We start from the raw sequence: 19,716 nt of genomic DNA on the forward strand, positions 1-19,716 counted from the left end.
TTCCTCAACGACGGGTGATACCCAGCGCCGCGGTTGCGGTGCTGGCGAAGGTCTGACCGATGCGTGAGCCGGCGTCGGCCACGGCGGCCACGGCGCGCTCGATGGTCGGGCCGCCGGCGATCGCGGCGATCTTGGCCGCGTAGCGCGGATCGGTGGCATAGCCGGCGCGTTGCAGGCCGCGCGCGAAGCCCTGTACATCGGTGCCGGCCTGCAGCGCCTGCTGGTAGCGCGGGCTGGTCTTCAGCAGGCGCACGTAGTCGGCAAAGCTCTCTGCGGGCGAGGTGTAAGCGCGGAAGCTGGCGGTCTCGTTGCGGCGCACGCCATCGACATATTCATGGGTGCCGGCAGTGGCGCTCTGGCCCTTCCAGCCGGTGGCCTTGATGCCGAACAGGTTGTGCGAGGTGCTGCCGTCGGCATGCTTGATCTGGCGCTTGCCCCAGCCGGTTTCCAGCGCGGCCTGGGCCACCAGGGCGCGGGCGTCCACGCCCAGTTCCTTGGCCGCGCTCTGCGCGTGCTGCCAGATGCTGGCGACGAAGCCTTCAGGTGTATGCGCGCCCAACTGGGCGACGGCGGTGCGGGTGGCCAGTGCATCGGCCGGGGTGCCGCTGCTGCCGCGGTTGCTGGCGGTCGGCGCCCACTGGTCGCTGGCAGCGGCCCAATCGGCGCCAGCGATGGCACCGGCATAGGGGTCGTCGGTGCCCAGCGAGCGGTGCATGCCGCTGCTTTCCCGGCCTGCAATCAGGTCCAGCGCCTGCTCCATCGGGGCGACGGAGGACTGCGCGCCCTCCTGCACACCGGCCGCCATCTGCTGCAGCATGCGCACGGCCTGGCCGGCGTCCTGCAGCGGCAGCGACGGCGCGGCCGGTGCGTTTAACTGGTAGGCGCGGCTGGCCTTGGCCGGGTCCACCCGGGTATCCAGCGCCGGGCCATCGGCCTGCGCGCCGGACAGCTGGCGGGTGATCATGCTCGACAGGCCCAGCCCCTTGCCGCGGGTCATCGCCTCGGCGATCTTCTGGTCGTACATCTCCCGGAACATCTTGTTTTCACCCGGGAACAGCGAATCGCCGAAGCTGGCGTCACGCATGCTCTTGACCAGCATCTGCGCGAACTGGCCTTCAAGCTGGCGCGCGACCTTGTCGATCTTGGCCGGGTCGTTCTGCTGGGCCGGGCTCAGTTCGAATGCGGGAGTGATGCGCATGTCAGATCACCTCGAGCTCGGCGCTCAGGGCGCCGGCCTGCTTCAGTGCTTCCAGGATCGCGATCAGGTCACCCGGTGCCGCGCCAACGGCGTTCACCGCATGCACGATCTCGTCCAGGGAGGTGCCGCCGTTGAACTTGAACATGCGGCTGCCATCGTTGGTGGCGGTGATGGTCGACTGCGGGGTGGCCACGGTCTGGCCACCGGCAAAGGCGTTGGGCTGGCTGACGTTGGTGTTTTCCTGGATGGTCACCGTCAAGGAGCCATGCGAGATCGCGGCCGGCCCGACCCGCACCTGCTGGCCGATGACCACGGTGCCGGTACGCGAGTTGACCACCACCTTGGCCGGTGCGGCGCCCGGGGTCAGTTCCAGGTTTTCGATACGGGCCAGCAGGCCGATGCGCGCACCGGCATCGGTGGGCGCACGCACGGCAACCGTGCCACCGTCCACGGCGCGGGCCGAGCCCTCGCCGAAGGCATTGTTGAGTGCGCCCACCATCCGCGAGATGGTGGTGAAGTCGCTGTTGTGCAGGTTCAGGGTGATCTCGCCGCTGGCGCCGAACACATCGGGCAGGGCGCGTTCAACGGTCGCACCGTTGGGAATGCGGCCGACGCTGGGCACGTTCACCGAGACGCGCGAACCGTCCTTGCCCTGGGCGCCGAAGCCGCCGACGATCAGGTTGCCCTGGGCGATCGCATAGACCTGGCCATCGGCACCGCGCAACGGCGCCATCAGCAGCGAGCCGCCGCGCAGCGACACGGCGTTGCCGATCGAGGACACGGTGATGTCGATCGGCTGGCCGGGCTTGGCGAACGGTGGCAGCTCGGCATGGATCGCCACGGCTGCAACGTTCTTGAGCTGAGGGTTGACGTTGGCCGGCACGTTGACGCCGAGCTCGCCCAGCAGGTTCTTCAGGCTCTGGACGGTGAAGGGCGCCTGGCTGGTGCGGTCACCGCTGCCATCGAGGCCGACCACCAGGCCGTAACCCACCAGTGCATTGCCACGCACGCCACCCACCTGGGCCAGGTCCTTGATGCGCTCGGCGCTGGCCGGGGCCACCACCGCGAAGATCATGAACACGCCACAGTAGAGCGACGCCGCGCCCCATGACCGACGTGCGCCGGTTGGAAGAACGCGTCGCCACGCGCCCGTGACCGGCCGCGCCGACTCGGGGCGTGATTTATTGCGTCGCTGCCAGGAAGAAGAGAAGAAGAGTTTCATGGCCATACTCAGAACGGCGTCAGGCCGGAGTTGAAGAAGCGGCTCAGCCAACCCATCGCGTTGGACTGCGCAACAGGGCCGCGGCCGCCATAGACGATGCGCGCTTCGGCCACGCGGCTGGAGGGCACGGTGTTGTCCGCGCTGATGTCGCCGGGGCGCACGATGCCCTGTACCTGCACCAGCTCATCACCCTGGTTCAGGCGCAGGTTCTTCTGCCCCTGCACCACCAGGTTGCCGTTGGGCAGGCGCTGCACCACCGTCACGGTCACGTTGCCCTGCAGGCGGTTGCTCTGCGCGCTGTTGCCCTTGCCGGTGAAGTCACGCGCGCCCTTGGCCGTTGCACTCAGGATGTCCTTGCCGCCCAGGGTGACCGGTGCACCGAAAATCGACGGCGTGCCGAGGCTCAGGTTCGATTCCTTGTTGGTGGCGGTGTTGGCGCTGGTCTGTGCGGTGGTGTTTTCCAGCAGGGTGATGGTCAACAGGTCGCCGACATCGCGCGCACGGCGGTCCGAATACAGCTGCAGGGTCGGGCCGGCGGCGTAGATCGCGCCTGCGGTCGGTTCGGCCTGCGGTGGCATGATCGGCTGCAACGGCGCCATCGTCGGATAGGGGCGCACGTCGCCAGCGATCACGCAGCCACCGAGCAGGGCAGCCACGGCGCAGGCGAGGGCAGTACGGGCGAAGGAAGAAAGGGGCGACATGGCAGTTTCCCGGTGAGGGCGGTCAGAGCTTGTTGCTGAGGTAACCGAGCATCGAGTCGGTGGTCGAGATCGCCTTGGCGTTCATTTCGTAGGCGCGCTGGGTTTCGATCATCGACACCAGCTCCTCCACCACGTTGACGTTGCTGCCTTCCAGCGCACCCTGCACCACGGTGCCCAGGCCGTTCAGGCCAGGATTGCCGTTCTGTGCCGGGCCAGAAGCCGTGGTCTCCAGGAACAGGTTTTCACCGCGTGCCTGCAGGCCCGCCGGATTGACGAAGTCGGTAAGGGTCAACGCACCCACTTCCACCGATGCCGCACCGTCAGCCATCTTCACGCTGATGGTGCCATCGGTACCGATGGTCACCGACTGCGCGCCTTCGGGAATCTGGATGCCCGGCTGCACCGGGTAGCCGCTGTTGGTGACCAGCTCGCTGTCCTGGTTGATCTTGAACGAGCCGTCGCGGGTGTAGGCCGAGCTGCCGTCGGGCATCTGCACTTCGAAGAAGCCGCGGCCGTTGACCATCACGTCAAGCGCGCGGCCGGTCTGCTGCTGGCTGCCCTGCTCGAAGTTCTTGGCGGTGGCCACCACGCGCACGCCGGTGCCGATCTGCAGGCCGGTGGGCAGCTGGGTCTGTGCCGAAGAGGAGCCACCGGGCTGGCGCACCTGCTGGTACAACAGGTCCTCGAAGCTGGCGCGGTCCTGCTTGAAGCCGGTGGTGTTGGTGTTGGCGAGGTTGTTGGAAACCACCGACATGCGCATCTGCTGCGCATCCAGTCCGGTTTTCGCGATCCACAATGCCTGGTTCATCTTCGGAGTCCTGTCTGGGTGAAGCCGGCCGCGCGGTGCGGCCCATGGGGGAGGGGGTGCAAGCGGCGTGCCAGCACCGGCACAGGCCGGTGCCGGAATTCCGTCAGCTGCCCAGGCGCAACAGGCTGTTGGCGCTGCGCGCGTTGTCATCGCCGTGCTTGATCACCTGCACCTGCATTTCGTACTGGCGCTGCAGCTGGATCATCTGCACCAGCGCACCGGCGGCATCGACGTTGCTGCCTTCCAGCTGGCCGCTGTGCACCGCCGTGCCCTGCGCCTGGGCGAACGGCTGCAGCGGATCGGTATTGCGGAACAGGCCATCCAGGCCGCGTTCGAGGCGATCATCCGGCGCCTGCACCACCTTGATCCGGCCGATCATCGCCATCGTCTGCGGGCCTTCGCCCTGCGGGATGATCGAGATCGTGCCGTCGTTGCCGATCTCCATCGCCTGGTAGGGCGGAATCGCGATCGGGTTGTTGTTGTCGTCCAGCACCGGGCGGCCGCTGGAGGTCACCAGTTGGCCGTTCGGGGTCACCGACAGCGCGGCGCCACGGGTGTACGCCTCGCTGCCATCGGTGGACTGCACGGCAAGCCAGGTGCCGGTCTGCAATGACAGGTCCAGCGGCTTGCCGGTGATGTGCTGCGCGCCGGCCGTGCGGTTGAAGCCCGCATCGACGTGCAGTGCATCCACCCGCGAGGCAAAGCCCGGGCCACGGATCGGGAAGGCTTCGGTATTGGCCAGCGCTTCCTTGAAGCCGGGGGTGTCCGAGTTGGCGAGGTTGTGGCTGAGCGTTCCCTGCGCCTGCAGGGAGGCGCGGGCACCGGTCATCGCCACGTAAAGGGCTTTATCCATGCGGGGAGTTCCGTGACAGGGTCAGCAGGTCATCAACGGATGTTGATGACGGTCTGGGTGATCTGGTCCTGGGTCGTGATCATCTGCGCGTTGGCCTGGAAGTTGCGCTGCGCGGTGATCATGTTGACCAGCTGTTCGGTCAGGTCGACGGTGGACGATTCCAGCGAACCGGCCTGGATCTTGCCGAGGTTGGAGGTGTCGGCGGCGCCGGTGCGCGGCGTGCCCGAATCGAAGGTCTCCACCCACAGGTTGTTGCCCTTCTGTTCCAGGCCCTGCGGATTGTTGAAGCTGGTCAGTGCAACCTGGCCCAGCGGCTTGTCGTCGCCGTTGGAATAGCGGGCGAACACCACGCCGGTTTCGGAAACGGTGATCTCGTTGAGCTTGCCGGCCGCGTAGCCATCCTGCTGGGTGTTGCGCAGGGCGAACTTCTCGCCGTACTGGGTCGAGCCGCTCACATCCAGCGTCATGTTCAACACGCCGGCGCCGGTGGTCGGGGTGAAGGTGCCCAGGCTGATCGTGCCGTTGGCCGGTGCGGTCAGCTTGCCGGCGTTGTCGAAGGTCAGCGGGGTCGGCGTGCCGGCCGGCTGGCCATCGACGTAGTTGTGCACCGTCCAGGCGTTGGTGGCCGCTTCCTTGACGAAGTAGGACACCTGGGTGTGGCTGACGCCCAGCGAGTCATACACGGTGATGCCACCGCTGGAGTGGCTGTAGCTGTTGGAATTGGTGGGGTCGAAGGTGGTCACCGTCGGCTGCTTGGCATTGCCCGGCAGGGTGAAACCAACCTTGACTTCGCTGGTCTGCTTGGGCGGGCTGTCGGTGGTCAGCAGCTGCAGGTCGACCAGGCGGCCGGCGTCGAAGTTGGTGCCGTCGGCGTTCGGTGCGAACACCTGCAGGCGTGCGCCCTGCGGGTTGACCACGTAGCCGGCGGCGTCGGTCTGGAAGTTGCCGGCGCGCGAATAGACGCGTGCACCGTTCATGTTCATGGTGAAGAAGCCCTCACCGGAAATGGCCATGTCCAGGCTGCGGCCGGTCTGCTCGTTGTTGCCCTGGATGAACTGCTGGGCCACGTTGGAGACGCGCACACCCGAACCGATCGCGTTCTTGGACAGGCCGTAGCTGGTGGCGGCGAACAGGTCGGCGAACTCCGCACGCGACTGCTTGAAGCCGGTGGTGTTGACGTTGGCCACGTTGTTGGCGGTGACGCTCAGGTCCGAGTTGGCAGCGTTGATGCCGGACAGGGAAATGTTGAAGCCCATGGAATGCTCCTGTTGGATGCGGTAGGTGCGGCTCAGCTGACGCGGAGCACGTAGTCGAGAGGGGCCGTGCCCAGGCCCTTGAGGTTCAGGTAGAGGCCATCGGAACCGACGGTCACGCTTTCCACCGGTGCCTGCACGAAGGTTGAAAGCTTGGTGCTCTTGCCGGTGGTGTCGACGTGGTTGGCGACGATGTTGTACTTGCCCGGCTCCATGCGCTTGCCGTTGGCATCCTTGCCGTCCCAGGTGAACGCGGTCTCGCCGGCAGCCTTGGCTTCAACGCTGATCGAGGTGATCTTGGCGCCGTTGGCGTCGGTGACGTCCACGGTGACGATGCCGGCGGCAGGTGCGGCAACCGTGCCTTCCACCGAGCCTTCCTTCTCCAGCACCAGCTTTTCCGACGGCACCAGCACCTGGTGGCCGACGAGTGCTGCGCCACGCAGCACCTGGTCGCTGGCCATCGACTCCTGGAAGCCCTTCACCGACTTGTTCAGATCGGTGATGCCCTGCACGGTCGACATCTGCGCCATCTGCGAGACCATCTGCGTGTTGTCCATCGGCTTCAGCGGATCCTGGTGCTGCAGCTGCTCGGTCATCAGGCGCAGGAAATCGGCCTGGTCCAGCGTGTTCTTCTTTTTGGTGGCGTTGCTGTTGGGGGCGTTCAGGCCGAGTGCGGCGTAGACGTCCTGGTTGCTCTGGTTGTTGACGGCAGTGGTCATGGCGGTGTCCGGTGCAGCGGGCCTCAGCGGCCCATGGTCAGGGTGGCCAGGGCCAGTTCCTTGGCGGTGGTCAACATCTCCACGCCGGCCTGGTAATTGCGCGAGGTGGAGATCAGGTTGACCATCTGCGCCACCGGATCGACGTCGGGCTGGTAGATGTAGCCATCGCCGTCGGCCAGCGGATGGCCCGGCTCGTAGCGCTTGATCGGCGCCGCGTTGCTCTGGGTGATTTCCTTGACCTGCACCGAGGTGATGTTCGGGTCGGTCTTGCTGGTCACCGCCTGGAAGATCGGTTCCAGCGGCTTGTACACCGCGTCGGCCGAGCCGGCGATGCTGTCAGCGTTGGACAGGTTGGAGGCGATGGTGCTCATGCGCACCGACTGCGCCTGCAGCGCGGAGCCGGCGATATCGAAGATCGGCAGGTTGCTCATGGCTTATTGCCCCGTGATCGCGGTGAGCATGGAACGCACCTTGCTTTCGACGAAGCTCAGCGATGCGCGGTATTCCAGGGCGGCGCGGCCGTAGGCGGCGCGTTCGGCATCGGGGTCGACGGTGTTGCCGTCGATGCTGGGCTGTACGCCCTCGCGGGCCACCTGGAACGGGTTGAGGCCACTACCGATTTCGTAGTGCTGCTCGTTGGTGGTGGTCATCAGGCCGTTGGCATCGAGCCCCTGCGCATGGCGCAGGGCCGAATCGAAGTCCAGGTCCTGGGCCTTGTAGCCGGGGGTGTCGGCATTGCCGAGGTTGCTGGCGATCAGCTTCATGCGCTGTTCGCGCAACGGCATTGCCTGGGCATGGACGCCCAGGTAGTCGGTAATCAGGTTGCGCACGGTGCACTCCCACGGGAACATTGCCCGGGAAGCTGCAAGCGGTGTGCCAAAGGCGTGGGGTCAGATCCCCGCAGGGCTCTGACCCCGAGGGTCACGCATTGCGATGTATGGGGTCGGAGCCCCTTCGGGGGTCCGACCCCACGGGCGGCCTTAGGCCGCCATCGCCACCTTGCGCAGGCGGTCCAGCACGAAGTCGGCCAGCTCGTGCGGCGAATACTTGGCGACGAAGGCATTGGCACCCACGCGCTCGACCATCGCATTGTTGAATACGCCCGACAGGGAGGTATGCAGCAGCACGTACAGCCCGGACAGGCCAGCGTGGCGCCGGATTTCCGTCGTCAGCGTGTAGCCGTCCATCGCCGGCATCTCGATGTCCGAGATCACCATGGCGTAGCGATCGGCCGGATTTTCACCCGAGGCGTGGATCTGCAGCAGGTGGTCCAGCGCCTGCTTGCCGTCCGAGAGCAGGGTTGCGCCCACCCCCAGCTGGTCCAGCACGCTGCGGATCTGCTGGCGCGCCACCCGCGAGTCATCCACCACCAGCACCTGCAGCTGCGGGGCATCGGCGGGCATCGCCATGGCCGGGTCGAGCACCGCTTCACCGCGCACCTGGGCGATGTCGGCCAGCACGCTTTCCACGTCGATCACCTGGATCAGCTCGCCCTGGAAGCGGGTCACTGCGGTCAGGTAGCTGGATTCGGCGCCCAGTTCCGGCGGCGGGTGGATGTCTTCCACCGCGATGTTGACGATGCGCTCCACGCCGCTGACCAGGAAGCCCTGGATCGAGCGGTTGAACTCGGTCACCACCAGATAGCCCGGGGCAGTGTCCGCATCCGGCTCGCGCTCGGGGTGGCCGATGGCCAGGCCCAGGTCCAGTACCGGCACCGAACGGCCGCGTACATCGGCCACGCCGGCGAACTGGCCGGGCAGGCCAGGCACCTGGAACAGTTCCGGGCGGCGCAGCACTTCCTGCACCTTGAAGACATTGACGCCAAAAAGCTGACGTCCGCCGAGGCGGAACAGCAGCAGCGCCAGGCGATTGTGGCCGGCCAGTCGGGTTCGCTGGTCGATCCGGTTGAGCAGGTCATGGGACATGGCTGCTGTATCGGCGCGGGCAGGGTGGAACTTGAGGGCCTGTGCAGCGCCGGGGCCGGGAAGCTGTCCGCACTGTGCCTGTGGCACGCAGCTTGCACGCGTCTGGGCCAGGTCTTACCGACAGGAGGCGCCATGCGCCGCATTGTTCTTTTCCTTGCCACTGCCATGGCCGTGGCCACGCCGTGGGCAACCGCAGCCGACTGGCAGCCGGTGGCCAGCATCCGTGCTGCGGCACTGTCGACCCTGGCCGCAGGTACCGAAGGTGAGGCTGTCGTCGCCGATGCGCTGCGTCTTCCCAAATGTGGCGGCGCTTTGCAGGTGCAGCCCACGGCCAACACCACGGTGGAGGTGAGTTGCCCCGATACCGGCGGCTGGCGCCTGTTCGTGCCGGTGAAGGTGCGCCGCAACCAGACCGTGCTGGTGCTGACCCGTGGCATTGGCACTGGAGAATCCATCGCCGCCGCCGATATCAGTACTGCCCAGCGTGACGCGGCACGGATTGCCGGTGCAGTGCTGGCCGATCCTGCCGCAGCGATCGGCCGCATCGCCCGTCGGCCGCTGCCGGCGGGAACACTGTTGTCGAGCAACGATCTGGTTGCACAGCGTCTCATCAAGCGAGGAGACAGTGTGGCGCTGGTATCGCGGCGTGGTTCGGTCGAGGTCCGCATCGCCGGACGCGCACTGGGCGATGCCGGGCAGAACGAGCGCGTCTCGGTGGAAAACCTGTCCTCGCGCCGTATCGTGCAGGGCACGGTGGACGCGACCGGTGACGTAATCGTGGCGCGTTGAAATAATGCAGAATTCCCCTAAAGATCACGGCCCTGCGGCCGTTATCCCTTGTGTACGGCAACTCCAGGACACCCCATGAGCCAGAAAATCGACGGCAACCTGCAGGTCCCCCAGGCACTGCGCAGCGTGACCACCCCGGCCGCCAAGCCCGGCGTCAGCACCGATTCGGCGGCACGTCCAGTCGAGGCGGCCGACAGCCTGCGCCTGACCGGCGAAGCCACCAACCTGCAGGCCATCGAGCGTGAGCTGAGCACCGCTCCGGCGATCGACGCCCAGCGTGTTGCAGCGGTGCGCGAATCGCTGCAGAACGGCACCTACAAGATCAATCCGGACGCGATCGCTTCGCGCATGCTTGAACTGGACCAGCAGCTGCAAGGATGACCGCGGCGATGAGCGAGCCGCTGCAGCGCCTTGCCCAGGCCCTGGACGTTGAACGCCAGGCCCTGGTCGAGCACGACGTGCATGCCCTGATCCGCGCCACCGGTGCGAAGCTGGAAGCGCTGCGTGCGCTGGAAGGCGCGCCACCGGTGGGCGAGGGCGAGCAGCTGCAGGAACTGGCCGAGCGTAACCGCGCCAACGGTGTGCTGCTGTCGCGGCGCCGGCGCGAGGTCAACTGGGCACTGCGCCAGATGGGCCGCACTGAAGAGTCCTCGGCATACGATGCCAAGGGCCAGTCGCATACCGTCACCGCGCGGCGGCCGCTCGCCGTCGCCTGACAGGACCGGCGGTCGGCTGACCGCCCGATGGCGGCTGTAGGCCGCCGCATGAACGCGTATATTGGGCGCCTGTTCGATCGCCCCGAGCCGCCGTGTCTGCCGCCAACGTTCTGGTTACCGCCCCCCTTCCGCCGCAACCGGTGCTGCAGGCCCTGCTTGAGCGCTTGCGCGAGGGCTTGCTGCTGTTCACCGAAGATGGACAGGTTGCCCTGGCCAACCCGGCCGCACAGAGCCTGCTGGGCGGCGACGAAGGCGCCTTGCCGCCACCGCAGCGCCTGCGCGAACTACTGCCGCCGGATGCGCTCGAACATGCGCGCCAGCACGGTCACTGGAACGGCAGCCTGCCGCTGGGCGAGGGCATGGTCATCGCCCATCTGTACTTCCATGGCGAACCCGGTTCGGGGCACTACCTGGCATTGTTCCGTCATATCGAAGGCCAGGAAGACTACGAGCGCGAACTGCAGCAGCGTCATGCTGAACTGCGGCAGGCGTACCTGCGCTTGAACGGCACCCAGGAGAAGCTGCTGCAGTCGGAGAAGATGGCTTCCATCGGCCAGCTTGCCGCCGGCGTAGCGCATGAGATCAACAACCCGATCGGCTACGTGCATTCCAACCTGGGCAGCCTGCAGGAATACCTGCGCAGTCTGTTCACGGTGATCGAAGCCTACGAGCGTGCCCTGCGTGCGCCGGACCCGAAGGCGCTGATTCCGGAAATCGACGATATCCGTGACCGCCTGGACATCGATTTCATCAGCCGCGACCTGCCGCAGCTGATGGCCGAATCACGCGAAGGCATCGAGCGGGTCACCCGCATCGTGCGCGACCTGAAGGACTTCTCCTATTCCGGCCGCGATGAGTCCTGGAAGCTGGTCGACCTGCATTCCGGGCTTGAGTCGACCATCAACATCATCTGGAACGAGCTCAAGTACAAAGTGCACCTGGTGCGCGAGTTCGGGCAGCTGCCGCTGGTGGAATGCCTGCCGTCGGAGTTGAACCAGGTGTACATGAACCTGCTGCTCAACGCCGGCCACGCCATCGCCGAGCGCGGCACGATCACCGTGCGTACCGGCGTGGACGGCGACACGGTGTGGGTGGAATTCGAAGACACCGGCGGTGGCATTTCGCCGGAACTGCGCCAGCGCATCTTCGATCCGTTCTTCACCACCAAGCCGGTGGGCAGTGGTACCGGCCTGGGCCTGTCGATCTCCTACAGCATCATCAACAAGCACCACGGGCGCATCGACCTGGACAGCACCCCGGGCGTCGGCTCGCGCTTCCGCCTGGTGCTGCCGATCAAGCAGCCGCGGTAAAAAGCTGTGGTAGTGCCGGCCGCTGGCCGGCAACCCGATGAAACCTGGATACCCCGCAGCTGCCGGCCAGCGGCCGGCACTACCCGTGTGCAGGATCAGCGCAGGGGTGAACGATCCTCGCCGCCATCAGCCGGCTCCGGGGCAACCTGCCCACCGTTGCTGCGCCGCTGTTCCTCGTACGTGCGGAACGCCTGGTGGATGTGCTTGCGCAGCTCGTCGTCATTCCACGGCTTGGTCAGGAACCGGTAGATCGCACCGCGGTTGATCGCATCGGTCACCGTGTTCAGATCGGTATAGCCGGACAGCACCAGGCGGATCGTGTCCGGGTACAGCATCTTCACCCGGCCCAAAAACTCGGTGCCGCTCATGTCGCTCATGCGCTGGTCGGACAGGATCACCTGCACGTCGTTGATGGCCAGCAGATCGAACGCATCGCGCACGTTTCCTGCCGCCAGGATGCGGTAGCCATCGCGGCGGAACAGGCGTACCAGCGAGCGCAGCACGTTCTCCTCGTCGTCCAGCAGCAGCAGGGTGCGGTCCGGCCGGGTTTCGGCGAACGCTTCGGGACGCAGGTAGCGGCGGCGCAGGGTCATGCCGGCGGCATCGGCCGACATCGGTTCGCCGAACAGATAGCCCTGGAAAACGTCGCAGTCGTTGCGGCGCAGGAAGCCCAGCTGCGCCTGCGACTCCACGCCGTTGGCGATCACCGTCATGCCCAGCTGGTGGCCCATCGCAATGATCGCGCGGGCGATGGCCGCCTCGCGGTTGCCGGCCGGTGCGCTCTTGATGAAGCTGCGGTCGATCTTCAGCTTGTCCACCGGGTAGCGCACCAGCGCACTCAGGCTGGAATCACCGGTGCCGAAGTTGTCCAGGCTCAGGCTGATGCCTTCGTTGCGCAGGTTGGCCAGCGTTTCGTGGACGAAGTTGACGTTGTTGGTCAGGGCGCTTTCGTTGATCTCCAGCGTCAGCATCTGCGCCGGCACGCCCGACGCCTGGATCACCCCCATCACTTCGGCAAAGAAGTTCGGTCGCAGCAGCTGCAGGGTGGATACATTCACCGCGATGGTGAAGTCATCGAAGCCCTGGTCGCGCCACAGCCGGGCCTGCTTCAACGCGCCTTCCAGCACCCACGTGCCGATCTGCACGATGATGCCCAGGCGCTCGGCGGTGCGCATGAACCGCTCCGGCACCAGCATGCCCAGGGTGGGCGACTGCCAGCGCAGCAGCGCCTCCATGCCCACCACATGGCCGTCGCGGGCGCTGACCAGCGGCTGGTAGCGCAGCTTCAGTTCGCCGTTGGGAATCGCATCGACGATCTGCCGCGCGATGATGCTCTCGCTGTGCGCGCTCGGCGGCGTGTCCACCGCATGGATGCGCACCGCATTGCCGCCTTCGCGGGCGGCCTGGTACAGCGCGTCCTCGGCATGGTCGAGCAGGCGCGAGGCGCTGCTGGCGTGCTCCGGGCAGAGACTCACGCCCAGCTTGCCGGTCATGAACAGCGTGTAGGGCAGTACCGAAAGTGGCAGCTCCATCTGCTGGCGGATCTCTTCGGCGAAATCCTCGGCCAGTGGCAGATCGGCGGTGCGCGGCACGGCGATCAGGAACTCGTCGCTGCCATGCCGCCACAGCTTGCCGCGTCCGCGCAGGTAGGACTGCAGGCGCTGGGCGACCAGCACCAGGGCCTGGTCACCGACCTCCGCGCTCATGTTCTCATTGACCGAGGCGAAGTGATCGATGTCCACATGCATCAGCATCAGCGCAGTGCCTCCGGAAGCGGCTTCGGCGACCATCGCCTGCAGCTCGGGATTACCGGCGCCGAGGCGATCAGGTGCATCATCGATGCTGACCGGGGGCAGGTTGGGGTTCCACATGGGCTCAGTATTCCGCTGACTCGACGGCCGCTGTAGCGGCGGCCTGGTAAGGAAGGTGGACATCGACGAGGGTGCCGGCGCCGTGCGCCGACTCGATCCGCACATGGCCGCCCACGCTCTGCGCACGCTCGCGCATCACGATCAGGCCCAGGCCGCGCGGGCCATCCGGATCAAACCCTTCGCCATCGTCACGGATCATCAGGTGCAGCCCGCGCTGGTCGACGTCACGCAGCTGCAGCACCACCTGGCTGGCGCGCGCGTGGCGCAGTGCATTGGTCAGGCTTTCCTGGGCGATGCGGAAACAGGCCTGTTCAATGCTGTTGTCCGGACGCGTGGGCAGCGATTCGATCTCGGCCTGCAGCTCGACGGTGGACGAGCGGAACAGCACGCGCGCCTGCCAGCTCAATGCCGCTTCCAGGCCCAGCGCATCCAGCTGCGGCGGACGCAGCAGGGTGGATATGTCGCGCAGCTTGGCAACGGTGGTATCGGCCAGGCTGACGATCTGCGCCAGGTCCTCGCCGCGCCGTTGCGCATCGTCCTCGTCCTGCGCCGCATAGGCCGACAGCTTGATCGCGGTGATTGCCTGGCCGATGTCATCGTGCAGGTCGCGCGAGATTGCACGGCGCTCGTCCTCCTGCAGCGAGAACAGGCGCCCGGCCATCGCCTGCAGTTCACGGTTGCTGGTCTCCAGCGCGCTGCGGGTCTGTTCGGATTCACTCAGATCGCGCACGATCAGCAGCTTGCAGTCGCGCCCGCCGTAGCGCACGTCACCTACTGCAATGCCAGCCTGGAAACTGCGGCCATCGGCGCGCTGCATGGCCACCACGCTGCTGTGGCCCGGGCTGTGCTGCGGCTGCCCAGCGCGCATCTGCGCGCGCATCCGGGCCAGATCGCCGCCTGCCACCAGGGCCGACAGCGGTTCGCCCAGCAGCGTGTGGCTGCCGTAGCCGAACAGGCCGGCCGCCCACGCATTGGCATACAGCACATGTTCGTCGGACAGGATCACCACGCCATCGGGCAACACCCGCACCAGCTCGCGGAACTGCTCCTCGCGTTCGCGCAGCAGGCGCCGCGACTGCTCGCGCTCGGTCACGTCCTGCAGCGTGCCCAGTATCCGGTCACGGCCGGCCTCATCCACACCGCTGGCGGCGCGCAGGTGCACCATCAGCGCGCGGCCATCCATTGCCAGTACCGGCAGCAGCACATCCACCTGCACCTGCTCGCCGGAGCACAGCCCGGCCAGCACCTGATCGGTCTGTGCGGCGGTGGCTGGGTCGGCTGCCACCAGCAGCTCGTCGAAACGGTGCCAGCGTCGCGCTTCGGGCGGGCGGCGACCCAGCAGGCGATAGACCTGGTTGGAGTAACGGCCCTGGCCCGTGGACGGGTCCAGTTCCCATGCGCCGATCCGCGCCAGTTCATGGGCTTCTTCCACGCGCGCCAATGCCTGGTCGCGCCGCAGCTGGGCCAGGTCTTCGGCCGTGCGGTCGATGGCGATCAGCAGGCGCGCAGTGTGGCCGTCGTAGTCGATCGCGTTCGAACGCAGTTCCATCTGCCGCAGGCTGCCATCACGCAGCTGCAACTGCGCGCGCAGGATGCACAGCTGCTCGGGCGCGCCGCGGATCTCCTCCAGCTTGGTCTGCAACGCCTGGTCCTGGCCAGGTGGCCAGAGCACGTCGATGGTCTGCGCCAGAAGCGCCCCGCGGTCCCAGCCGAAGGTGCTGCAGGCGGCCGGATTGGCATCGAGGATGGCCAGGCTGTCCAGGTCATACACCAGGATCGGGCCCGGGTTGCCCTCGAACATCTGCCGCAGGCGCAGCTCGGAAGCCTGCAGGCGGGCATGGGTGTGCAGCACGTGCTCGGCCAGCGGCCGCAGCAGCAGGTACAACAGGCCCGCGCTGGCCAGTGCGAAGAATGCTCCCTTCATGCTCTGCCACAGAGCCGCCTGCTGCGGGTCGGGCACCAGCGCCGTCACCGCGCCGTCGGTGGCGATCATCCACGCCAGCGCCATCGCCAGGTAGCTCAGCACCACGCGCCGACGGTCGCGCCCCAGCGCCTGCGCCATCCGCGGGTCGGGAACAGGGGCGGTGCCGGTCGGTTCTACGGGCATGGACAGGGCAGGGAGGCGGGCAGGGAAGAGGGGTGCTGGCCATCTTACCGCGCAGGTGTGCCCTGGCCACTCAATTATCCGCCGCAGGCGCCGTTAACCACTGCGTGCCCCGCTGTCGGGCGTTTCATCCGGAGCAAGATCGCGTGGACCAAGGGATCATCGCCAGCCTGCTGCAGCATCCGCTCGCCTCGGCGCTGGTCATCGTCGACCGTAGCGGGCACCCGCTCGCGGCCAATCCGGCTGCGCGCGAGCATGGCCTGCCGGCTACGGTGGCCGCCTACGCGCCGATGCTGGAAGACCTGCGCCTGCTGGCCGCCGACGGTGGCATCGTCGCCTGCACGCTGCCGGGTGGCCCACGTGGCCACTACGATGGCCACCTGCGCGCCGTGCATGATGGCAGTGGCAATCTGCTCGCCTTCACCCTCAGCGTGCCCGAGCCGGTGCCGGTCGACGGCGGTGGCCGCTGGGAGCTTGCGCTGGACAGCGCCGGCCACAGCCTGTGGGACTGGGACATCCCCAGCGACCGGGTGGCTCGCACGCCCGCGCTGGGTGAGGAAACCGCCACCCAGATTCTGGCGCGCGTGCATACCGACGACATCACCCAGGTGCGTGCCGCGCTGGATGAACACCTGCAGGGTGGCAGTGAGCAGTACAGCGCCCAGTTCCGTTTCCGCCAGGCCGATGGCCAGTGGCGATGGGTGCTGGACCGCGGCCGGGTGGTGGCCCGTACCGCCGATGGACAGCCGCTGCGCATGGTCGGCACCCATACCGACATCGAGCAGCAGAAGCAGCTTGAAGCCATGCTGCAGGAGCAGCAGCTGCATCTGCGCGAAGCCCAGCGCATCGCCAGCATGGGCAGCTGGTCGTTCGATCCGCACAGCCGCTACTTCTGGTGGTCGCCGGAGCTGCGCTCGCTGCTGGCGCTGCAGCAAGGCAGCATCCCGGGCCAGCGACGCTGGCTCAAGCAGCTGCACCCCCGCTCACGCGGCGCACTGCGTGCCGCCTGGCGGCGCCTGTGGCGTGATGGCCGCGCCGCCAACATCGAACTGGAACTGACCCGCGGCAACGAGCCCTCGCAGCATCTGCGCTTGTGGATGCAACCGTTGCTGGACATGGACGGGCAGCCCAAGCGCCTGCTGGGCCAGGTGCAGAACATCACCGAGCAGCATCAGACCGACGCCCTCATCCGCTGGCGTACCGAGCTGCTCAACCGCGTATCCGCGCTGGGCCGCATCGGCGGCTGCGAGATCGAAGTTGCCACGCGCAACATGCAATGGACCGAGGAGTGCTATCGCATCCATGGCCTGCGCAAGGAGCCGATCACCCTCGACCAGGCGTTGGCACTGTACGCCGAGGATTCGCGTGCGGCGTTCGAAGCGGCGCTGGGGCGGATTGCCGGTGGCGGCCTGCCCGAGCAGCTGGATCTGTGCTTCTACCGCCAATCCGGCCTGCGCGTCTGGGTACAGGTGCTGATTGAACTGGACCGTCGCGATGGCCTGCCGCCGCGCTTCGTGGTTCTGTTCCGTGACATCACCCGCGAGCGTGAAGCCAACGAGCGGATTGAACTGCTGGCCCACTACGATCTGCTGACCGGACTGCCCAACCGGGTGCTGCTGGGCGAGCAGACCTCCGAAGCCATCGAGGAAGCGCGCGATCGCGGCACCTCGCTGGCCATGCTGTTCATCGACCTGGACGGCTTCAAGAACATCAACGACAGCTTCGGCCACGCCACCGGCGATGCGCTGCTGAAGGCTGCTGCAACCCGGCTGCACCAGAACCTGCGCAACAACGACCTGTTCGGCCGCTTCAGTGGCGACGAGTTCATCGTGGTGCTGCGCGACCTGGCCGAGCCGGAAGATGCCGGCCATGTAGCGCGCAAGCTGATCAATTCGCTGGCCGAACCACTGCGCCGCGGCGATACCACCTTGAAGGTGGGCGCCAGCGTGGGCATCGCGATGCTAGGCGAGAGCCAGACCGACTTCGATTCGCTGCTCCGTGCAGCCGACGCGGCGATGTACGCGGCCAAGGAAGCCGGTCGCAATACCTATCAGTATTACAGCCAGGACGCGCTGGCGCGGATCCAGCGGCGGTTGGAGATCGAGCACGGCCTGCATGGCGCCATCGAGCGCGACGAGTTCAGCCTGGCCTATCAGCCGCTGCTGCACGCCCATCACGGCGAGCCGCCGGCAATTGAAGCGCTGCTGCGCTGGCATCGTCCAGGCATCGGCTATTGCAGCCCGGCAGAGTTCATTCCGATTGCCGAAAAGTGCGGCGAGATCGTCCGCATCGGCGACTGGGTATTGTCCGAAGCCTGTCGCCAGGCGGCCGCGTGGGATCGTGCCGGCCTGCATTTCGAGCGCATTGCGGTGAACGTGTCGGCGGTGCAGTTGCGTGATCGTGGTTTTGCCGAACGTGTGATCGAAATCTGCCACGCGCACGGCTGGCCGCCGCAGCGGCTGGAGCTGGAGCTGACCGAATCTGCGTTGATCCGTGACACCGACATCCTGCGCCACTGCTTCGATGTGCTGGAACGGCACGGCGTGCCGCTGGCGGTGGATGACTTCGGTACCGGCTTCTCCAACCTCAACTACCTCAACCGCTTCCCGGTCGGCCGCCTGAAGATCGATCGCAGTTTCGTGCAGGGCATGCTGCATGATTCCGGTACCGCCGAAGTCACCCAGGCCATCGTGCACCTGGGCCACGCGCTGGGCATGAAGGTGGTGGCCGAGGGCGTGGAAACGCACCAGGAAGAAGACATGCTGCGCCGCCAGGGCTGCGACGAGATCCAGGGCTACCTGTACTCGCGCCCGCTCAGCCCGCGCGACCTGGCGCAGTGGCTGCGCCAGCAGCACCTCGCGCCAGGTCGAACCGATGCGGCCAGCGAAGTGATGCTGGCGCGCTGAGGCGCCGCGACCCTGCTCTGGTGGGTGCCGACCGTTGGTCGGCACTGATGCCTGCACGCGCGATCATCCACGCATGGCGTGGATCTACTGACGCAGCCTGGCTCTGGTGGGTGCCGACCTTGGTCGGCACTGATGCCTGCACGCGCGATCATCCACGCATGGCGTGGATCTACTGACGCAGCCTGGCTCTGGTGGGTGTCGACCTTGGTCGGCACTGATGCCTGTGCGCGCGATCATCCACGCATGGCGTGGATCTACTGACGCAGCCTGGCTCTGGTGGGTGCCGACCGTTGGTCGGCACTGATGCCTGCACGCGCGATCATCCACGCATGGCGTGGATCTACTGACGGAGCCTGGCTCTGGTGGGTGTCGACCTTGGTCGGCACTGATGCCTGTGCGCGCGATCATCCACGCATGGCGTGGATCTACTGACGCAGCCTGGCTCTGGTGGGTGTCGACCTTGGTCGGCACTGATGCCTGTGCGCGCGATCATCCACGCATGGCGTGGATCTACTTTGGTGCGGCAACCAGCCTCTGCGCAAATTCGGACCGCAGCCGTGCGCGCACTGCTTCGACTACGTTGGCATAGCGTCGCCGCTGGATGTAAAAGCCCATATAGAACAGCAGCAGGGCCACCAGCATCGGCGACGCCGACGGGCGGACCAGAATGATCGGTACCAGCATCAGCGTCAGGCCCAGCGCGAACCAGCTGCACAGCCCGACCACCCGCACCTCCTGGCGCCGCGCGTCGATCATCACCCGACCGCGCATCAGCGGAAAATAGCGACCGCCGAAGCTGGGTGCGAAGCTCTCGCGAAAGGCGATGCTGCCGTCAGGCAGCGCATGGAACACCAGACGCAACCAGGTGTCGGTCGGCAGGTCATGCTCCAGGCCAGCGAGCGAAAGCTGGGCCAGCTCTGCAGGCGTGGCAGCGATGCGCTGGTTGAACAGGGTGATGCCGGTACGGAAGAAGAATGGCGCCCACATCACCAGCAGCAGGACCTCGATCAGCAGCAAGGTAATCAAGGCGATGGCCATCGGTCTTCCATGAATGGGGCCGGGGGATCATGCCACGTGTGCAGTTGCATCCACGCATGGCGTGGATCTACTTCAGCGCATCCCCATCCAGTCCCAGGTCCCAGGCCAACCCCAGCAGGTCGTCGCCGGCCAAAACCGGGGCAGGGCGCGCATCGGCCAGCTTCTGCAGCTCCTGCATTTCTTCCCGGGCTACCTCTTCCAGCTGCCGCAGCTGCTCACGGACGCCCGCATTGCGCGGGCGCTCGTTCTCGTTGATCGGGGGCAGGGCGCGGATCAGGGTCATGGTGCGCTTGCAGGATGCAT

The 19,716-nt window shown here is 66.6% G+C and carries 19 protein-coding genes; 5 read left to right on the plus strand and 14 right to left on the minus strand.

All coding sequences use genetic code 11. The features are described 5' to 3' along the window. Positions 1-4: 4 nt before the first annotated feature. The 10 genes from flgJ to ACEF39_RS09960 form a co-directional block, all read right to left on the minus strand. Positions 5-1,198 (minus strand): flagellar assembly peptidoglycan hydrolase FlgJ, encoded by a 1,194-nt coding sequence (gene flgJ / locus ACEF39_RS09915; protein ID WP_500287824.1) that lies wholly within the window; start codon positions 1,196-1,198, stop codon positions 5-7. A gap of 1 nt (position 1,199) precedes the next feature. Further along, the gene (locus ACEF39_RS09920; protein ID WP_500287825.1) at positions 1,200-2,273 is read right to left on the minus strand and encodes a flagellar basal body P-ring protein FlgI; all 1,074 of its coding nucleotides are present in this window, start codon (positions 2,271-2,273) and stop codon (positions 1,200-1,202) included. A gap of 155 nt (positions 2,274-2,428) precedes the next feature. Continuing rightward, positions 2,429-3,121, minus strand: coding sequence for a flagellar basal body L-ring protein FlgH (flgH, locus tag ACEF39_RS09925; protein WP_500287826.1), 693 nt, complete (start codon positions 3,119-3,121; stop codon positions 2,429-2,431). A gap of 22 nt (positions 3,122-3,143) precedes the next feature. Further along, positions 3,144-3,929 (minus strand): flagellar basal-body rod protein FlgG, encoded by a 786-nt coding sequence (flgG, locus tag ACEF39_RS09930; protein ID WP_025879105.1) that lies wholly within the window; start codon positions 3,927-3,929, stop codon positions 3,144-3,146. Positions 3,930-4,032: 103 nt separating this feature from the next. After that, entirely contained in the window at positions 4,033-4,782 is a 750-nt protein-coding gene (locus ACEF39_RS09935; RefSeq protein WP_025879106.1) for a flagellar basal body rod protein FlgF, read from the minus strand. 32 nt (positions 4,783-4,814) lie between these two features. Next, positions 4,815-6,038 (minus strand): flagellar hook protein FlgE, encoded by a 1,224-nt coding sequence (gene flgE / locus ACEF39_RS09940; RefSeq protein ID WP_500287827.1) that lies wholly within the window; start codon positions 6,036-6,038, stop codon positions 4,815-4,817. Between the two features lie 32 nt (positions 6,039-6,070). Then, complete coding sequence (locus ACEF39_RS09945) at positions 6,071-6,754, minus strand: flagellar hook assembly protein FlgD (protein WP_500287828.1); 684 nt, start codon at positions 6,752-6,754, stop codon at positions 6,071-6,073. A gap of 23 nt (positions 6,755-6,777) precedes the next feature. Continuing rightward, on the minus strand, positions 6,778-7,185 hold the full coding sequence (flgC, locus tag ACEF39_RS09950) for a flagellar basal body rod protein FlgC (RefSeq protein WP_025879109.1): 408 nt from the start codon (positions 7,183-7,185) through the stop codon (positions 6,778-6,780). Between the two features lie 3 nt (positions 7,186-7,188). Further along, positions 7,189-7,584, minus strand: coding sequence for a flagellar basal body rod protein FlgB (flgB, locus tag ACEF39_RS09955; protein ID WP_025879110.1), 396 nt, complete (start codon positions 7,582-7,584; stop codon positions 7,189-7,191). A gap of 150 nt (positions 7,585-7,734) precedes the next feature. Further along, a complete protein-coding gene (locus ACEF39_RS09960; protein WP_089241055.1) occupies positions 7,735-8,679 on the minus strand; it encodes a chemotaxis protein in 945 nt (314 codons plus the stop codon). 132 nt (positions 8,680-8,811) lie between these two features. On the opposite strand from ACEF39_RS09960, the gene flgA reads away from it, so the two are divergent. From flgA to ACEF39_RS09980, 4 genes are all read left to right on the plus strand, one after another. Beyond that, a complete protein-coding gene (gene flgA / locus ACEF39_RS09965) occupies positions 8,812-9,468 on the plus strand; it encodes a flagellar basal body P-ring formation chaperone FlgA (RefSeq protein WP_500287829.1) in 657 nt (218 codons plus the stop codon). 75 nt (positions 9,469-9,543) lie between these two features. Further along, positions 9,544-9,849, plus strand: a complete 306-nt coding sequence (gene flgM / locus ACEF39_RS09970; RefSeq protein ID WP_025879113.1) for a flagellar biosynthesis anti-sigma factor FlgM — start codon at positions 9,544-9,546, stop codon at positions 9,847-9,849. Further along, on the plus strand, positions 9,846-10,184 hold the full coding sequence (locus ACEF39_RS09975) for a flagella protein (RefSeq protein ID WP_025879114.1): 339 nt from the start codon (positions 9,846-9,848) through the stop codon (positions 10,182-10,184). Before flgM ends, ACEF39_RS09975 begins: the two co-directional genes overlap by 4 nt. 92 nt (positions 10,185-10,276) lie before the next feature. After that, positions 10,277-11,494 (plus strand): ATP-binding protein, encoded by a 1,218-nt coding sequence (locus ACEF39_RS09980; RefSeq protein WP_500287830.1) that lies wholly within the window; start codon positions 10,277-10,279, stop codon positions 11,492-11,494. Positions 11,495-11,589: 95 nt separating this feature from the next. Here the strand turns inward: ACEF39_RS09980 and ACEF39_RS09985 are convergent, their stop codons facing one another. After that, the gene (locus tag ACEF39_RS09985; protein ID WP_500287831.1) at positions 11,590-13,365 is read right to left on the minus strand and encodes an EAL domain-containing protein; all 1,776 of its coding nucleotides are present in this window, start codon (positions 13,363-13,365) and stop codon (positions 11,590-11,592) included. A gap of 4 nt (positions 13,366-13,369) precedes the next feature. Continuing rightward, complete coding sequence (locus ACEF39_RS09990; RefSeq protein ID WP_500287832.1) at positions 13,370-15,472, minus strand: PAS domain-containing sensor histidine kinase; 2,103 nt, start codon at positions 15,470-15,472, stop codon at positions 13,370-13,372. Positions 15,473-15,615: 143 nt separating this feature from the next. On the opposite strand from ACEF39_RS09990, the gene ACEF39_RS09995 reads away from it, so the two are divergent. Beyond that, positions 15,616-18,375, plus strand: coding sequence for a bifunctional diguanylate cyclase/phosphodiesterase (locus tag ACEF39_RS09995; RefSeq protein ID WP_500287833.1), 2,760 nt, complete (start codon positions 15,616-15,618; stop codon positions 18,373-18,375). A gap of 510 nt (positions 18,376-18,885) precedes the next feature. Here ACEF39_RS09995 and ACEF39_RS10000 read toward each other — a convergent pair. Then, a complete protein-coding gene (locus tag ACEF39_RS10000) occupies positions 18,886-19,413 on the minus strand; it encodes a hypothetical protein (RefSeq protein ID WP_500287834.1) in 528 nt (175 codons plus the stop codon). A gap of 67 nt (positions 19,414-19,480) precedes the next feature. Next, positions 19,481-19,696, minus strand: coding sequence for a hypothetical protein (locus tag ACEF39_RS10005; protein ID WP_500287835.1), 216 nt, complete (start codon positions 19,694-19,696; stop codon positions 19,481-19,483). Between the last annotated feature and the right edge of the window lie 20 nt (positions 19,697-19,716).

Source organism: Stenotrophomonas indicatrix, from assembly GCA_041545745.1.
In the GTDB taxonomy this organism is placed as follows: domain Bacteria; phylum Pseudomonadota; class Gammaproteobacteria; order Xanthomonadales; family Xanthomonadaceae; genus Stenotrophomonas; species Stenotrophomonas indicatrix_A.

Coding starts and splice junctions, on each gene's coding strand:
- flgJ (WP_500287824.1), bottom strand. CDS start 1,198: ATGCGCATCACTCCCGCATTCGAACTGAGCCCGGCCCAGCAGAACGAC.
- ACEF39_RS09920 (WP_500287825.1), bottom strand. CDS start 2,273: ATGATCTTCGCGGTGGTGGCCCCGGCCAGCGCCGAGCGCATCAAGGAC.
- flgH (WP_500287826.1), bottom strand. CDS start 3,121: ATGTCGCCCCTTTCTTCCTTCGCCCGTACTGCCCTCGCCTGCGCCGTG.
- flgG (WP_025879105.1), bottom strand. CDS start 3,929: ATGAACCAGGCATTGTGGATCGCGAAAACCGGACTGGATGCGCAGCAG.
- ACEF39_RS09935 (WP_025879106.1), bottom strand. CDS start 4,782: ATGGATAAAGCCCTTTACGTGGCGATGACCGGTGCCCGCGCCTCCCTG.
- flgE (WP_500287827.1), bottom strand. CDS start 6,038: ATGGGCTTCAACATTTCCCTGTCCGGCATCAACGCTGCCAACTCGGAC.
- ACEF39_RS09945 (WP_500287828.1), bottom strand. CDS start 6,754: ATGACCACTGCCGTCAACAACCAGAGCAACCAGGACGTCTACGCCGCA.
- flgC (WP_025879109.1), bottom strand. CDS start 7,185: ATGAGCAACCTGCCGATCTTCGATATCGCCGGCTCCGCGCTGCAGGCG.
- ACEF39_RS09960 (WP_089241055.1), bottom strand. CDS start 8,679: ATGTCCCATGACCTGCTCAACCGGATCGACCAGCGAACCCGACTGGCC.
- flgA (WP_500287829.1), top strand. CDS start 8,812: ATGCGCCGCATTGTTCTTTTCCTTGCCACTGCCATGGCCGTGGCCACG.
- flgM (WP_025879113.1), top strand. CDS start 9,544: ATGAGCCAGAAAATCGACGGCAACCTGCAGGTCCCCCAGGCACTGCGC.
- ACEF39_RS09975 (WP_025879114.1), top strand. CDS start 9,846: ATGACCGCGGCGATGAGCGAGCCGCTGCAGCGCCTTGCCCAGGCCCTG.
- ACEF39_RS09985 (WP_500287831.1), bottom strand. CDS start 13,365: ATGTGGAACCCCAACCTGCCCCCGGTCAGCATCGATGATGCACCTGAT.
- ACEF39_RS09990 (WP_500287832.1), bottom strand. CDS start 15,472: ATGCCCGTAGAACCGACCGGCACCGCCCCTGTTCCCGACCCGCGGATG.
- ACEF39_RS10000 (WP_500287834.1), bottom strand. CDS start 19,413: ATGGCCATCGCCTTGATTACCTTGCTGCTGATCGAGGTCCTGCTGCTG.
- ACEF39_RS10005 (WP_500287835.1), bottom strand. CDS start 19,696: ATGACCCTGATCCGCGCCCTGCCCCCGATCAACGAGAACGAGCGCCCG.